Genomic DNA, 14,437 nt, shown 5'->3' on the forward strand with positions numbered 1-14,437 from the left:
AGTTACAAATGCGTAAGCAACAAGGTTTTACACTGATCGAATTAGTAGTAGTCATCATTATTCTAGGTATCTTAGCAGTTACTGCTGCACCTAAGTTTATAAACTTGCAGGGTGATGCTTACACCTCGACTTTAAATGGTTTGAAAGGTTCGTTACAAGGTGCAAATACCTTGGTTTACTCGAAAGCTGCTATTGCAGGCCAAGAGAAAGGTGATGATGAAACTGTCGCGATTAGTGATACCGATAACGTGTCGGCTCGATACGGGTATTTACAAAACGATGCAACTTCAATCACTACGGCTTTGCAACTCGATACAACGTCGGAGTGGACAATTGTAGCGGGTAGTGATCAAACTGAAGCTACTGTTTTATATCAAACTAACTCTCCATATGATGACGGTACAGGTTCAAGCCCTGCAGTTGATTGTCATTTAGAGTATACCCCAGCTCAATCTGCTGGTGCCTTACCTACGTATGAAGTGAAAGCTACAGGTTGCTAATTAGCTAAATCTAAATTTAAAAGCCCACTCTTATGAAGTGGGCTTTTTTGTGTCTGGAGCTTGTTAGTTAATTCAATTACAACCAGAGTATTAATTGAACAGACAAAGTTGGATATAATCTGTGCGGTTGCCTAGCTTGGTCTATGATAGTTGGGCAAGTATTTGATTTATTTGTGGTGAGATGGAATAACGATGATTAACTCTGTAAAGATGGCGCGAGGGTTCACCCTTATTGAGCTTGTTGTAGTCATTATAATTTTAGGTATTTTGGCGGTAGTCGCTGCGCCTAAGTTTATAAATTTGCAAACCGATGCGCGCACTTCTACGTTGAATGGTTTGAAAGGGGCAATTCAAGGGGCGAATACTATCACTTATTCAAAGGCGGCCATTAATGGTGTGCAAGATGTAGGTGATGCTGTGGCTTCAGATAGCGGCACGTCTAGGGTCGATATCGGCACAGGCACAGACGCTAAACTTAATTTTGGGTATTTGCAGTCAACAGACGTTGAGTTAATTAATGCCATGGATATTTCATTAGATACAGACCCAAGTAACTCTGCTGATTGGTACATTGAGTTAGGTGAAGATGGTGCTAAAACAGCTAAGTTATTTCAGGCTGGCTCGCCTTATATTGCCGATGACACTAAAGAGTGTTTTTTAGAGTACACGCCCGCAGCTGCAGCTGATCAAATTCCTACCTATGTGGTTAAAGCAAGTGGCTGTTAATCGTCTTACTCTAGCTAGTCTTTAATCTGTTTAGAACGAATAATGCCAATACTTAATTTAGTCTTGGCATGTTTACTTTTGACTACTTTCTCTTATTTAAAGTCACAAGCGACTCTAAATGTTAACTTGAATTAGTTTAATGTTAAATTTTGTTTTAATTCAGTATGTTGTAATTGTCATATTTACAAAGTGTCACCATCAAATTATCTAAATCAGCTGGTTTGAGCGATATAATCCCTCCTATTCATTTTTTACTTGCACACCTTTTTAATTATCAAGCATGTGCCTTCGCTACCTTGTTTGGCTGGCTTCAGTTGGTGTGCAGTTTAAGTATTATCAAATCTGGAAATTATATATGCGTACACAGCAGGGCTTTACCCTTATTGAGCTTGTAGTGGTGATTATTATTTTGGGGATACTTGCGGTCGTTGCTGCTCCCAAATTTATCAACCTACAAGGCGATGCTCGTTTATCGAGTCTAAAAGGTATGAAAGCTGCGATTCAAAGCGGCAATAGTTTGGTTTATTCAAAAGCGTCGCTTGCAGGAGAAGAGAAAAAACAAAGCGGTGAAGTGGATATTGGCTCAGTGGACAAAGATGGTCACAAGCTTTACCTATATACAGCATACGGATATATAGGTGCCAGCATGCCTCAAGTTGGCCAGGTACTGGGGGAAAGCTTTAACCTAGCCACTAGTCGCACTGACCCTACTATTGCTGTTGATGAAGGTAGTGAGTGGACAGCCTATGATGGCAGTAACTCTCAAGATATCAACCAGCTAACTATTTGGCAGAAGGGTGCACCAGCGAACTGCGCTCTGCATTATTACCCAGCACAAAATGCTCAAAGCCAACCAACCTTTGGCCCTTTACCTGCAGCATCGGATTGCTAGTTCCAAGTTAAAGTTATTTCGTTTTATTTACTACATTAAGAGAGTCAGTATGAAGTCGTCTCAACAGGGTTTTACCCTTATTGAACTGGTCGTTGTGATCATTATTCTAGGCATTTTAGCGGTCACTGCAGCACCGAAGTTTATTAATTTGCAAGGTGATGCCCGTGTATCAACACTGCAGGGGGTTAAGGCAGCAATTCAAGGTGGCAATACGCTGGTATATTCTAAGGCAGCACTTGCTGGCGAAGAGAAAAAAGGTGCAAATAGTGATCGTGGTAGCGTTGCGATTGATGCATTAAAAATTGTGAGTACACGCTTTGGCTATATGGAAGGCAAACAGGCTGAGATTGTTAAAGCTGTACAACTAGATACAAGCGAGTGGACATTGACTGATGCTTCCGCAGGTGTGGTTAAGATCCAGCAAGTGGATGCGCCTGACAATTGCTACATTCTATACACTGAAGCGCAAACCGAAGGCGCATTGCCAAGCTTTAGAAGTGATGTAAAAGCCGATCCTGCAGACACTGAATACTTAGCTATGCCTCGCCCTTCAGACTGCTAGGCATTACTTGCAGTGAAATCACCCATAGTGACGGTTGTTCTTGTATGCCTAATCAGATAAGCGTTTAGGTGTTGATGGCAATTTGCTGATTAAGCCCTCTTGATTGAGGGCTTTTTTACAAAAATTTTTAACTTTTTCTCTATTGTTTAGTGGCCGTCGAGTTAATCTTGCTGAATTTTCAGCGAATTACTGGTCTATTAAATTAGCTATATATTCCATTATATCAGTATCTTACATCTGCTTGTTTATAGCTTTCTACGCTTGAGGTTACAAGTGTTTCGTAATTTCTTACCTAGGGTTAACTTTTGTTGACGCAGATCACGTTTTTGTTTGAACAAAAACGGTTCACGTGAGTTGCAATCCCAATATTTGGCAGTACACTTGCCCGCAATCGGGTGGAGCTTTTACTCTATTTATTGTTGTTCTCTAATATATTAAAGCCATTAGCTCACAGCTCGAAATCACCAAAAAACAAAAAAGAACTAGAGAGATTTCATGAAAAAGTCAGTAGTAACATTGGCCGTAACTGCGGCTGTCTTAGGGATGAGTTCACAGGCATCTGCGGCGGGCTTTCAGTTAGCTGAATACTCAGCTACAGGTATGGGTCGCGCATTTGCAGGTGAAGCGGCAATGGCTGACAACGCTTCTGCTCAAGCTCGCAACCCTGCAATGTTGACTTACCTGGAAGGTCGTCAATTGTCAGCGGGTGGTATTTATATCCAACCAAATGTTGATGTACTTGGTGATGTAGCAATTAGCTCACCGCTTATTGGTGAAGACCCAATTGTGGTTAATGCTGATGCAAAAGACTTTGCAGGCAGCGCATTTGTGCCTAACTTTTACTACTCAAGCCAAATTAACGACCAATGGACTTGGGGTGTAGCACTTAATTCAAACTATGGTTTAGCAACTGAGCTAGAGCCGACTCACGCAGCTGCTATCTTTGGCAATGAAACGGGTATTACCACGGTTGAGTTTAACCCGAACATTGCTTACAAGGTTAATGAGCAATTTAGTGTTGGTGCTGGTATCCGTGTTGTTTACGGTGAAGGTCATGTTGGCGCGACTATGCCAGGCTGGATCGACGGCATTAAGCAACTTGTTCCTGATTTAGCGCCTATGTTGCCAGAAGCGGGTGCAAGCCTGAAGTATATGGAAGGGGATGACATCGCCTTTGGTTGGCAGATTGGTACTAGTTGGCAGATCAATCAAAACCACCGTTTAGGCTTTGCTTATCACAGTGGTGTGGAGCTTGAGCTTGACGGTCACGCATCTGGCCTACTTTATACTGGTAGCGATAGCGTTCAAGTTGAAGGTTACTTACCGATTGAGTTACCAGCATTTGCTGAGCTCGCATCTCATCACCAACTCACTGACAATTGGGCAATGCACGCGAGTGTTAACTGGACTCAATGGAGTGTGTTTAAAGAGCTAGTTGCCTACTTCCCAGGTGAAACTAAACCAATTGGTGATATTGATTCAGATCTTGTTAAAGAAGAGAATTTTAAAGATAACTGGCGCTTTGCTTTAGGTACTACGTACCAACTAAATGATCAGTGGTTAATTCGTGGCGGCATGGCACTTGATAAGGGCGCGGCGCAAGATGAGTATCGCTCAACCACAATTCCAGACTCAAACCGTCTATGGTTCAGCACTGGCTTAGGTTATCAAGCATCTAAAAATTTAACCGTTGATTTCTCGGTGACTTACATCAAGGGGATTGGTGATGCACCAATCAACGAGACTCAAGATTTACTTGGTCTAGCTGCGGTTAGCTTTAGCGGTGATGTTAACGCTGATGTTTGGCTAGCGGGCGCGCAGCTTAACTATAAGTTCTAAAATTTTTAGCTACTGCAATAACTAACACAGCGTGAAGCCCTAACTTAGGTTAGGGCTTTTTTATGGGTAATGGCTTGAGTACCTAGCTATACTTTATTTATAGATATCTGCTATAAAATACTGATATTAAATAATTATAATCAAATAACGAAGAATAATGGGTAATGCTATGAGTGATAAACCGTATATTGTGGCACTTGATCAAGGAACCACGAGTTCACGTGCCATTGTGTTTGATCGCAACGCTAACATAGTGGCTTTGTCGCAGCGTGAATTTACCCAAATTTATCCCCAAGCAGGCTGGGTTGAACACGACCCTATGGAGATCTGGTCTTCGCAAAGTTCATCGTTAACTGAAGTACTCTCTAGAGCAGGTATTTCTCATCAGCAAATTGCAGCAATTGGCATTACTAATCAACGTGAAACCACCATTGTTTGGGACAAGCAAACCGGTAAACCCGTGTATGGCGCTATCGTATGGCAATGTCGACGCTCGGTTGATATTTGCCAGGCTCTTAAAGCACAAGGTGCTGAGCAACTCATTAAGCAAAAAACAGGGTTAGTGTTAGACCCTTATTTTTCAGCATCGAAAGTAAAATGGATACTCGATAACGTCGATGGAGTAAGGAGCAGAGCCCATGCTGGCGAGCTGCTTTTCGGTACTGTTGATACTTGGCTCGTGTGGAAGCTTACCCAAGGCCGCGTGCATGTTACCGAGCCGACCAATGCCAGCCGCACCATGTTGTATAACATTCACACCCAGCAGTGGGATGATGAGCTGCTAGAGCTGTTTGATATTCCTAAATCTATGCTGCCAGACGTTAAAAGCTCAAGTGATGTATATGGCACAACTAATATTGTTGGCGGTGAGGTTGCCATAGCGGGGATGGCGGGTGATCAGCAAGCGGCATTGTTTGGTCAGCTGTGCGTCACCCCAGGTATGGTAAAAAACACCTATGGTACAGGTTGTTTTTTGTTGATGAACACGGGTGATAAAGCAGTGACATCAACTCACGGCTTATTAACGACTGTGGCGGTGGGGCAAGATGGCCAAGCTTGCTACGCACTTGAAGGTTCAGTGTTCATGGGCGGCGCGATTATTCAGTGGCTGCGTGACGAGTTAGGGTTGATTGATGAAGCACAAGACACGCAATATTTTGCCGATAAAGTTGCCGACACCAATGGTGCTTATCTAGTACCCGCATTCGTCGGTCTCGGTGCACCTTATTGGGATGCCGATGCTAGAGGCGCGATTGTAGGGTTAACTCGTGGAGTTAATCGCAATCATTTGATCAGAGCTGGGCTTGAGGCTATCGCATACCAGTCTGCAGATGTGATTACGGCGATGACCAAAGATGCGCAAATGCCGCTTAGCCAAATCAAGGTAGATGGCGGTGCGAGTGCCAACGATATGTTGATGCAGTTTCAAGCTGATGTCAGTAATGTTGAGGTTATCCGTCCCGCTATGGTGGAAACAACAGCTTTGGGCGCGGCATTTCTCGCAGGCCTCGCGGTTGGCGTGTGGAACTCGACCCAAGAGTTACAGCATATATTGAGCTTAGATAAGCAGTTTATGCCACATATGGATGATGATGTACGTCAACAAAAGCTTCTGGGCTGGCACAATGCGTTGAAGCAAGTGAGTGATAAGGTAGAGTAGCGGCAGAGATAATCTTAAAACCTAAATCTCAACGTCAATCTTGTGCGGTTTTGTTTTATTGGTAAGCGGCGCATCGTCGTCAGTTAGCAGCTTGTCTTTTGCTTGTTGGTTACTTTTGTTTTGGGCTAATTTTTCTTGAACTGATCGCTGCTGCGCTGCCATGTTAAACAGTTCAGTATTGTGGTTACCTTGGTGATCCTCTGCCTGGATCTGAGTAGCTGAATTAACCTGAGCGACTTTACGTTTACGCTCAGATTTTAGGCGCTGCGGCCTCGCGACCATAGCATATATGCTATCTAATCCACTCATATCGACTCCTTTTATTAATCCCTCTACTTATTTTATCGGCAGAGTTTGGCTGATTTTTAGCCAGTCCATTAGGGTTTAAACTTTCGCATGAATTTAGAGGACAAGCTAATCAACCTGAGTTTAGGTTGGTGAGATGTGAATGCTTACCTATTCACTCGCTGACTCTGGTTTACTTTTGAGTTACACCCAACGCGCTTTTGCAGCTGTCATTACCCACAAAATAAATCGATTTGTATAAATATTGTACGCCAATTAGCGTCAATTTGAGCAACAACTTGTATGTTAAACAACAATTTGAGGGATTTGTCCCAGTTATTAAAATCGGTGCTAACCCGCTTGGTATCTGGATTTATTCTGATTTTCTTTCCTTGACAACCCTTGCATTGAGTCCCTAAACTTAGCATTTGTGGGAAAAAGTGGATCATTGTGGATCAAATGCTAACAACAAGGACCTAAATACGTGCTTCGAGGTGCTAGTGCCATCAACATGGATGCCAAAGGACGGATCGCCATTCCAGCGCGATACCGCGAGTCTTTGCGCAGCCAACATGAAGGTATTCTCGTTGTAACCGTCGATATTAGCGATCCCTGTTTACTCATTTATCCCCTTCACGAATGGGAGCAAGTCGAAGACAAGCTGAAACGACTTGCTGATACCAATCCAAAGCAACGCGTGTTTAAGCGCAAGTTACTTGGGTATGCCCAGGACTGTGAAATGGACTCGCACAGCCGCATCGTGATCCCGCCAACGTTACGCCAATATGCACAGCTGGAGAAGAAAACCATGCTGGTTGGTGTAAGTAACAAATTTGAATTATGGGATGAGGCAAGTTGGCAGCAAAAACTTGCCGATGATGAAGCGCTAATCGAGCAGATGGACTTTTCACAAGATCCAAGCTTGGCCGACTTCTCCCTGTAAATAAAAACCTTTAGTTAAAAGAAGAGTGACATGAGCCAAGAGTTTGCCCATTTATCAGTACTGCTAAAAGAGACGGTAGACGGCCTCAATATTAAGCCTGACGGCATTTATATTGATGGTACGTTTGGTCGTGGTGGGCATTCCCGTCAGGTACTTAAGCGTCTTGGTGAAAATGGTCGCTTGATCGCCATCGATCGCGACCCGCAAGCGATTGAGGCGTCAAAACAATTTGCTGATGATAAGCGTTTTCAGATTGTTCATGGCGGTTTCGGTCAGTTAGCCGATTATGTGGAAGATCTTGGGCTTACTGGCAAGATCGATGGCGTGCTACTTGACCTAGGCGTGTCATCGCCACAGCTTGATGATGCTGATCGTGGCTTTAGCTTCTTACGCGACGGTCCGCTCGACATGCGTATGGATAACAGCCAAGGTGAAACTGCTGCGCAGTGGATAGCACGTGCTGAAATTGAAGATATGGCTTGGGTATTTAAAACCTACGGCGAAGAGAAAAATGCTCGCCATATTGCTCGCTGTATAGCAGCAGACAGACAAGAAACGCCTTTTACTCGAACGAAGGAATTGGCGGATCTGATCTCTCGTATCACTAAGAAAAAAGAGAAAAATAAGCACCCAGCGACTCGTGTATTCCAGGCTATTCGCATTTATATCAACAGCGAGCTAGAGCAAATTGACCAGGCGCTTGAAGGGTCACTAACGGCATTAGCGCCGCAAGGTCGACTATCAATTATTAGCTTCCACTCGCTTGAAGATCGCATGGTGAAGCGTTTTATTCGCCGCCATAGCCAAGGTGAAAGTGTGCCTCACGGACTGCCGATCACTGAAGCAGAATTAAATAAGAACAAAAAGCTTAAAGCAGTTGGTAAGGCGATGAAGCCATCTGAAGCTGAGCTTGAAGTAAACCCGCGTGCACGTAGTTCAGTACTGCGCGTGGCTGAGCGCTTAGATAACTAACGGCGTTAGATTATGAGTCAGTCGTCACTCAATCTAGGTCGCATTGTGTTGCAGGACATCTTGCATCACAAATGGCTAGTGTTGCTTGGCTTTATTGTGTTGCTTAACGGTGTTGCCGTGGTGATCACTACAGATGCTACCCGTAAATTGACATCGAAGTGGGATGTGCTGCTGCAAGAGCAAGACAAGTTAGATATTGAATGGCGTAATTTACTGCTTGAAGAGCAGTCGCTGTCAGAGCATAGCCGAGTAACGCGCATTGCCAGTAAGCAGTTGAATATGGCAAGGCCGTTACCGAAAGAAGAAATTGTAATTAGAACAAAATAGTTGAGCACAAGGACAATGGCGAGACAGGCAAAACGGAAACAAAACCCGACCTTAATTCCATGGCGTTTATACGTTGTGGTTGGGGTAGTGTTTGCGCTGTTTATAAGCTTGATTGCTCGTGCTGCTTATATTCAACTTATTGAGCCAGATCGCTTACGCCATGAAAGTGATATGCGCACCTTGCGAACTACCAGTAATCAGGTGCAACGCGGGCTGATTTCAGATCGCAATGGCGAAATGATGGCGGTGAGTGTACCGGTTCGCGCCGTATGGGCCGACCCGAAACATGCTCACGACAAAGATGCGTTTAAGGATATGCGCCGCTGGCAGGCATTAGCAGATGTATTGCAAGAGCCTGTTGATGAGCTAGTTGCCAAAGTTAAGAGTAATCCAAAGCGCCGCTTTGTTTACCTTAAGCGTCAGGTGACATCAGCTGTTGCTGATTACATTAAAGAGCTCAAAATTGGCGGTATTTACCTTAAGAATGAGTCGCGCCGTTATTATCCAGGTGGTGAGATCTCGGCTCAGCTGATTGGTATCACCAACATTGATGATGTCGGTATTGAGGGCATTGAAAACACCTACAACACCTGGCTAACGGGCACTCCATCAAAGCAAAAGGTTCGTAAGTCGCGTGACGGTCGCGTGGTAGAGCATCTTGATGTGGTGCAAGAGGGCGAAAGCTCTAATGATCTTGTGTTAAGTATCGACCAGCGTATTCAGCAGCTTGCTTATCGTGAGCTGAAAAAAGCCACTGAGATGTATCAGGCAACATCTGGTTCTGTCGTGGTGCTTGACGTGCATACAGGTGAAGTACTGGCAATGGTAAACACGCCGTCGTACAACCCAAATGCGAGGCAAAACCTGCAGTCGCATCGCATGCGTAACCGTGCACTGACCGATACCTTTGAACCTGGCTCAACCGTGAAACCATTTGTAGTCGCCGCTGCACTTGAAGCTGGCACCATTGAAGTTGATGAGTTAATCCCTACAGCGCCAGGTTGGATGCGCATTGGTGGTCGTCAGGTACGTGATTCAAACAATAACGGCGACATGTCGTTAGCGAAGATTCTGGTTAAGTCGAGTAACGTCGGGATCAGTAAGATTGCCTTGTCGATGCCGGTGCAGCAGCTACTCGGTACCTACCAATCTATGGGATTAGGTAATTACTCAGGCATTAACTTAACCGGTGAAAGTGCGGGCTTAATTCATGACCGTCGTCGTTGGTCTGAGTTTGAGCGTGCAACACTTTCTTTTGGTTATGGCTTTACCGCTACGCCGCTACAAATTGCCCGTATGTATGCCACCTTAGGTAGTGGCGGCATGCTTTATCCGGTATCAATTTTAAAACTCAAGCATCAGCCAGAAGGTCAGCAGGTGATTTCACCAGAAGTGGCGCAGCAGGTGATGAAGATGCTAGTGGGTGTAACAGAGGCCGGTGGTACAGCACGTAAAGCGCACATTGATGGCTACCCGATTGCTGGTAAAACCGGTACTAGCCGTAAAGCGGTTGCTGGTGGTTATGGTGATGATTATGTCGCTATTTTTGCCGGTGTTGCACCTGTACATAATCCGCGCCTAGCCATGTCGATTGTGATTAATGAGCCAAAAGGCGATCGCTACTATGGCGGTGACGTTGCTGGACCTGCCTTTGCAAAAATCATGTCTGGGGCGCTGCAAATGTTGAATGTAGAGCCCATTACCAAAAGAGAAGCCATTCATTTGGCTGCTGCGCCAAGGAGCGCAGAATAATGTTGTTAAAAGATTTACTCGCGCCCTGGTTTCATTATGCCGGGGCTGAAAGCATCGACGAGCTAGTACTTGATAGCCGTCAAGCATCACAAGGTAAGCTATTCGTGGCTTTACCTGGCTATCAGGTGGATGGCCGAAACTTCATCGAACAAGCAATTAACTCAGGTGCAAGCGCAGTATTAACCCATACCGACCAGCCTGATGAGCACAGTCAGGTTGAAAATAGTCAGGTTGAATATAGTCAGTTTGAACAAAAAGCGCAGCAAATTCCTGTGATTAGTTTCTTTCAGCTGAACCGCCAATTGTCAGCCATTGCCGCGCAGTTTTATCAAGTATCAACGCAGTCGATTAATGTGATTGGCATTACCGGCACTAATGGCAAAACTTCAGTGAGTCAGATTATTGCCCAGCTTATTGAGGCCACGGGCCAAAAAGCTGCGGTAATGGGCACCTTGGGTAATGGCCCACTAGGAGAGTTGGTTGAAAGTGGCAATACCACTGCTGATGCCATTACCGTCATGCGTCAATTAGCTGAATTTTCAAGCCTAGGTTGCAGTACCTGCGCAATGGAAGTGTCAAGCCATGGCTTATCACAAGGGCGTGTCGAGGCCGTGCCATTTTCAACAGCGGTGTTTACTAATTTAAGTCGCGATCATTTAGATTTTCATGGTGATATGCAGTCTTATGGTGCGGCCAAGAAGCGTTTATTTAGCTTCCCCCATGTGCGCCATGGGGTAATCAATGCTGATGATGACCTAGGTAAAAAGTGGCTCAATGAATTGAGCGACCGCGGTTATCAGTCATATAGCCTGATTAACCCTAATGCCGATTATTTTTGTGATGCAATTCATTACCACAATCAAGGTGTTAGCGCGCGCTTGCATTACCGTGTTGCTGATAATCGCCGCGCGACTATTAAGTTAAACACCGCTCTGCTCGGCGCTTTCAACTTAGCAAATGTACTCGCGGCCATTGCCGCACTACACCAGCAGGGCATTGAAATGGCGACTCTGATCGCTGCAATCGCTAATGTAAAACCGGTTGCTGGACGCATGGAAACCTTTAGCAATGAAGAGACAGCAACCATTGTCGTTGATTATGCCCACACGCCAGATGCACTAGAGCAGGCACTAGCTGCGCTGCGGTTACATTGTGATGGTCAGCTTTGGTGTGTATTTGGTTGCGGCGGTGACCGTGACAAGGGCAAGCGTCCATTAATGGCGCGCGCAGCTGAGCAAGGCGCAGATAGAGTTGTCATTACATCAGACAATGCCCGCAGTGAAGACCCACAACAGATTATCGACGATGCCAAACAAGGCTTGAGCCATCCCGCATTAGCGATTTGTGAGGTTGACAGAGTAACAGCCATTAAGCGTGTGGTTGCTCATGCTAAACCTGGTGACATTGTGTTGCTTGCGGGCAAAGGACATGAAACCTACCAGGAAGTTGCGGGCGAGAAACATCATTATGATGAGCGCGCACTGGCTGCTGAATTAGTTGGGGGAACATTATGATCCCACTAATGTTAAGCACACTAGCCCAAGTATTAGATGCAAAGCTAGTTGGTGACGATAAACAAGTCCTATCGCTAAGTACCGATAGCCGCAATATTGGTGAGCAAGGCGCTTTTTTAGCGCTGATTGGTGAGCGCTTCGATGGTCATCAGTTTGCGCAAACGGCTATCGATAATGGTGCGCAGTCACTAATCGTGTCTCGTAAGCTCGATGACGTTCCTGCCACGGTTTCACAGTTAATTGTCGCCGATACCCATCAAGCTTTGGGGCTGATTGGTGAGTTTGTGTGTCAGCAAGTCAACCCAAGACGAGTTGCGTTGACTGGTTCGAACGGTAAAACCACGGTTAAAGAAATGGTTGCTGCTATCTTGTCGCAGCAACATGAAGTTTTGTTTACTGCAGGCAATTTTAATAACGACATTGGCGTGCCGCTAACCCTATTAAGATTGCAACACCAGCATGAATATGGCGTGTTCGAGCTAGGCGCGAACCATCAAGGCGAAATTAATTACACTTCATCTTTAGTGTCGCCAGAAGTGGCCTTAGTCAACAATATTGGTCATGCTCACCTTGAAGGCTTTGGCTCTCAGCAAGGTATCGCGCAGGCCAAGTCTGAAATATTCAATCATTTGACCTCAGATGGCACAGCCATCATCAATGCTGATGATGCCTATGCGTCATTCCTTTCTGACAAAGCAAAAGCGTTTAAGCAGTTATGGTTTTCTAAATCACAAGCTGACAAAGCTGATGTCACAGCCTCAAAAATTGTGGCTGACAATCAAGGTTGTTATCAGTTCCTGCTTGGTTATCAAGGTCAATCTTTGCAGATCAATTTACCTTTACCTGGCGAGCATCAGGTGAGTAATGCCTTAGCGGCAGCATCGATTTGCTTTGCCTTAGGCGTGCAAATTGACGTGGTGGTTTCTGGGCTTAATCAATTAAAACCGGTTAAAGGGCGCATGCAGCCACACGCTTTAGGGCGCTTTTTACTGGTGGATGACAGCTATAACGCCAACCCAAGTTCGGTGCAGGCGGCGATTGACTGGTTGCAACAACGTGATGGATATCGCGCTTTAGTGCTGGGAGATTTAGGCGAATTAGGCGACAATGCTGCCCCTTTGCATGCTGAGCTAGGCAAATATGCCAAGCAGGCGCAGTTAGATGGGCTGTTTTGTGCTGGCAAACTCACGCGTAATACCAGCGAGGAGTTTGGCGCAGAGCACTTTGAGCAAGTAGCAGATTTAGTACCTAGTTTGGTTGCGACATTGAATCGTAGCCAAGGCCAGGTGACCGTTTTAGTTAAAGGTTCGCGCAGCGCAGCAATGGAGCGCGTGATCATAGAGTTACAAAACGCCTTTGGGCGCGGGGAGTTAGTGTAAATGCTGGTGTATCTGGCTGAATATTTAACCCAGTTTTATAGCGGGTTTAATGTATTTTCTTATGTGTCGTTTAGGGCCATTTTAGGGCTATTAACGGCGCTGATGTTCAGTTTGTGGTGGGGACCAAAACTGATCGAACGTTTGCAAGTCATGCAGATTGGTCAAGTTGTGCGTAATGACGGCCCAGAGTCTCATTTTAGTAAGCGCGGCACACCAACCATGGGTGGTTTACTTATCTTAGCGGGTATTTTTATTGGCGTGCTGTTGTGGAGCGACCTGACTAACCGCTATGTGCAAGTGATGCTGTTTGTATTAGCAAGCTTTGGTGGCATCGGATTTTTCGACGATTACCGTAAGGTAGTGCGTAAAGACCCTAAAGGGCTTATCGCTCGCTGGAAATACGCATTGCAATCAATCGCTGCATTGGTGGTCGCTGTGGTTTTGTATATTACCGCACAAACGCCAGGTGAAACTCAACTCGTGGTGCCTTTCTTTAAAGAAGTGATGCCGCAGCTTGGTTTTATGTTCATCGTGTTGGCGTACTTCACCATTGTTGGTGCCAGTAACGCGGTTAACTTAACCGACGGCTTAGACGGCTTGGCCATTATGCCAACTGTGATGGTAGCGGGTGCATTTGCGCTGATTGCTTACCTATCGGGTCACGTTGAGTTCGCGCAATATTTGAATATTCCGCACTTGCCGTTAGCCAGTGAGCTAGTGATTGTATGTACCGCTATGGTTGGTGCAGGTCTGGGCTTTTTATGGTTTAACACATACCCAGCGCAAATGTTTATGGGTGATGTAGGCTCACTTGCGCTAGGTGCTGCGTTAGGTGCTATCGCGATTTTAGTGCGTCAAGAGATCCTACTGGTGATCATGGGCGGCGTATTCGTCATGGAAACTGTGTCGGTGATTTTGCAGGTCGGTTCATACAAGCTGCGCGGGCAGCGTATTTTCCGTATGGCACCAATTCATCACCATTATGAATTAAAAGGCTGGCCAGAGCCGCGAGTGATTGTGCGTTTTTGGATTATTTCATTGTTCCTAGTATTGCTAGGACTAGCGACTTTAAAACTAAGGTAACTA

Annotated in this window: 14 protein-coding genes; 13 read left to right on the forward strand and 1 reads right to left on the reverse strand. The window is 45.4% G+C overall.

What is annotated here, in order from left to right:
* Window positions 1-8 precede the first annotated feature (8 nt).
* From G3R49_RS17490 to glpK, 6 genes are all read left to right on the forward strand, one after another.
* Window positions 9-500, forward strand: a complete 492-nt coding sequence (locus G3R49_RS17490; RefSeq protein ID WP_167870527.1) for a prepilin-type N-terminal cleavage/methylation domain-containing protein — start codon at window positions 9-11, stop codon at window positions 498-500.
* A gap of 192 nt (window positions 501-692) precedes the next feature.
* The gene (locus tag G3R49_RS17495; RefSeq protein ID WP_167870528.1) at window positions 693-1,226 is read left to right on the forward strand and encodes a Tfp pilus assembly protein FimT/FimU; all 534 of its coding nucleotides are present in this window, start codon (window positions 693-695) and stop codon (window positions 1,224-1,226) included.
* 355 nt (window positions 1,227-1,581) lie between these two features.
* A complete protein-coding gene (locus tag G3R49_RS20255; RefSeq protein WP_167870529.1) occupies window positions 1,582-2,118 on the forward strand; it encodes a type II secretion system protein in 537 nt (178 codons plus the stop codon).
* Window positions 2,119-2,167: 49 nt separating this feature from the next.
* On the forward strand, window positions 2,168-2,680 hold the full coding sequence (locus G3R49_RS17505; protein ID WP_167870530.1) for a type II secretion system protein: 513 nt from the start codon (window positions 2,168-2,170) through the stop codon (window positions 2,678-2,680).
* A gap of 495 nt (window positions 2,681-3,175) precedes the next feature.
* Window positions 3,176-4,519, forward strand: coding sequence for an outer membrane protein transport protein (locus G3R49_RS17510; RefSeq protein ID WP_167870531.1), 1,344 nt, complete (start codon window positions 3,176-3,178; stop codon window positions 4,517-4,519).
* A 169-nt stretch (window positions 4,520-4,688) separates the two neighbouring features.
* On the forward strand, window positions 4,689-6,179 hold the full coding sequence (gene glpK / locus G3R49_RS17515) for a glycerol kinase GlpK (protein WP_167870532.1): 1,491 nt from the start codon (window positions 4,689-4,691) through the stop codon (window positions 6,177-6,179).
* 21 nt (window positions 6,180-6,200) lie between these two features.
* Here glpK and G3R49_RS17520 read toward each other — a convergent pair whose 3' ends face one another.
* Window positions 6,201-6,488 (reverse strand): hypothetical protein, encoded by a 288-nt coding sequence (locus G3R49_RS17520; protein ID WP_167870533.1) that lies wholly within the window; start codon window positions 6,486-6,488, stop codon window positions 6,201-6,203.
* A 460-nt stretch (window positions 6,489-6,948) separates the two neighbouring features.
* Here G3R49_RS17520 and mraZ point away from each other — a divergent pair, with 460 nt between their 5' ends.
* From mraZ to mraY, 7 genes are read left to right on the forward strand one after another with little or no spacing between them, the layout of a single operon-like run.
* Complete coding sequence (gene mraZ, locus G3R49_RS17525; protein WP_167870534.1) at window positions 6,949-7,407, forward strand: division/cell wall cluster transcriptional repressor MraZ; 459 nt, start codon at window positions 6,949-6,951, stop codon at window positions 7,405-7,407.
* Between the two features lie 30 nt (window positions 7,408-7,437).
* Window positions 7,438-8,379 carry a 16S rRNA (cytosine(1402)-N(4))-methyltransferase RsmH gene (gene rsmH, locus G3R49_RS17530; RefSeq protein ID WP_130600353.1) on the forward strand — a complete coding sequence of 314 codons (942 nt, stop codon included), beginning with the start codon at window positions 7,438-7,440 and terminating at the stop codon, window positions 8,377-8,379.
* A 12-nt stretch (window positions 8,380-8,391) separates the two neighbouring features.
* Window positions 8,392-8,706 carry a cell division protein FtsL gene (ftsL, locus tag G3R49_RS17535; RefSeq protein WP_130600355.1) on the forward strand — a complete coding sequence of 105 codons (315 nt, stop codon included), beginning with the start codon at window positions 8,392-8,394 and terminating at the stop codon, window positions 8,704-8,706.
* Window positions 8,707-8,721: 15 nt separating this feature from the next.
* Entirely contained in the window at window positions 8,722-10,458 is a 1,737-nt protein-coding gene (locus G3R49_RS17540; protein WP_130600357.1) for a penicillin-binding protein 2, read from the forward strand.
* A complete protein-coding gene (murE, locus tag G3R49_RS17545) occupies window positions 10,455-11,972 on the forward strand; it encodes a UDP-N-acetylmuramoyl-L-alanyl-D-glutamate--2,6-diaminopimelate ligase (protein ID WP_167870544.1) in 1,518 nt (505 codons plus the stop codon). Before G3R49_RS17540 ends, murE begins: the two co-directional genes overlap by 4 nt.
* Entirely contained in the window at window positions 11,969-13,351 is a 1,383-nt protein-coding gene (gene murF / locus G3R49_RS17550; RefSeq protein ID WP_167870535.1) for a UDP-N-acetylmuramoyl-tripeptide--D-alanyl-D-alanine ligase, read from the forward strand. The genes murE and murF overlap by 4 nt, the downstream gene beginning before the upstream one ends.
* Complete coding sequence (gene mraY, locus G3R49_RS17555; protein ID WP_167870536.1) at window positions 13,352-14,434, forward strand: phospho-N-acetylmuramoyl-pentapeptide-transferase; 1,083 nt, start codon at window positions 13,352-13,354, stop codon at window positions 14,432-14,434.
* Window positions 14,435-14,437: the final 3 nt, after the last annotated feature.

The organism is Shewanella sp. WXL01, from assembly GCF_012263345.1.
Classification (GTDB): Bacteria; Pseudomonadota; Gammaproteobacteria; order Enterobacterales; family Shewanellaceae; genus Shewanella; species Shewanella maritima.

What these genes read in the sequence shown, in the direction of transcription:
- G3R49_RS20255 (WP_167870529.1), top strand. Translation starts at nt 1,582, where the DNA reads ATGCGTACACAGCAGGGCTTTACCCTTATTGAGCTTGTAGTGGTGATT.
- G3R49_RS17505 (WP_167870530.1), top strand. Translation starts at nt 2,168, where the DNA reads ATGAAGTCGTCTCAACAGGGTTTTACCCTTATTGAACTGGTCGTTGTG.
- murF (WP_167870535.1), top strand. Translation starts at nt 11,969, where the DNA reads ATGATCCCACTAATGTTAAGCACACTAGCCCAAGTATTAGATGCAAAG.
- G3R49_RS17540 (WP_130600357.1), top strand. Translation starts at nt 8,722, where the DNA reads ATGGCGAGACAGGCAAAACGGAAACAAAACCCGACCTTAATTCCATGG.
- G3R49_RS17490 (WP_167870527.1), top strand. Translation starts at nt 9, where the DNA reads ATGCGTAAGCAACAAGGTTTTACACTGATCGAATTAGTAGTAGTCATC.
- glpK (WP_167870532.1), top strand. Translation starts at nt 4,689, where the DNA reads ATGAGTGATAAACCGTATATTGTGGCACTTGATCAAGGAACCACGAGT.
- rsmH (WP_130600353.1), top strand. Translation starts at nt 7,438, where the DNA reads ATGAGCCAAGAGTTTGCCCATTTATCAGTACTGCTAAAAGAGACGGTA.
- G3R49_RS17520 (WP_167870533.1), bottom strand. Translation starts at nt 6,488, where the DNA reads ATGAGTGGATTAGATAGCATATATGCTATGGTCGCGAGGCCGCAGCGC.
- G3R49_RS17495 (WP_167870528.1), top strand. Translation starts at nt 693, where the DNA reads ATGATTAACTCTGTAAAGATGGCGCGAGGGTTCACCCTTATTGAGCTT.
- ftsL (WP_130600355.1), top strand. Translation starts at nt 8,392, where the DNA reads ATGAGTCAGTCGTCACTCAATCTAGGTCGCATTGTGTTGCAGGACATC.
- mraY (WP_167870536.1), top strand. Translation starts at nt 13,352, where the DNA reads ATGCTGGTGTATCTGGCTGAATATTTAACCCAGTTTTATAGCGGGTTT.
- G3R49_RS17510 (WP_167870531.1), top strand. Translation starts at nt 3,176, where the DNA reads ATGAAAAAGTCAGTAGTAACATTGGCCGTAACTGCGGCTGTCTTAGGG.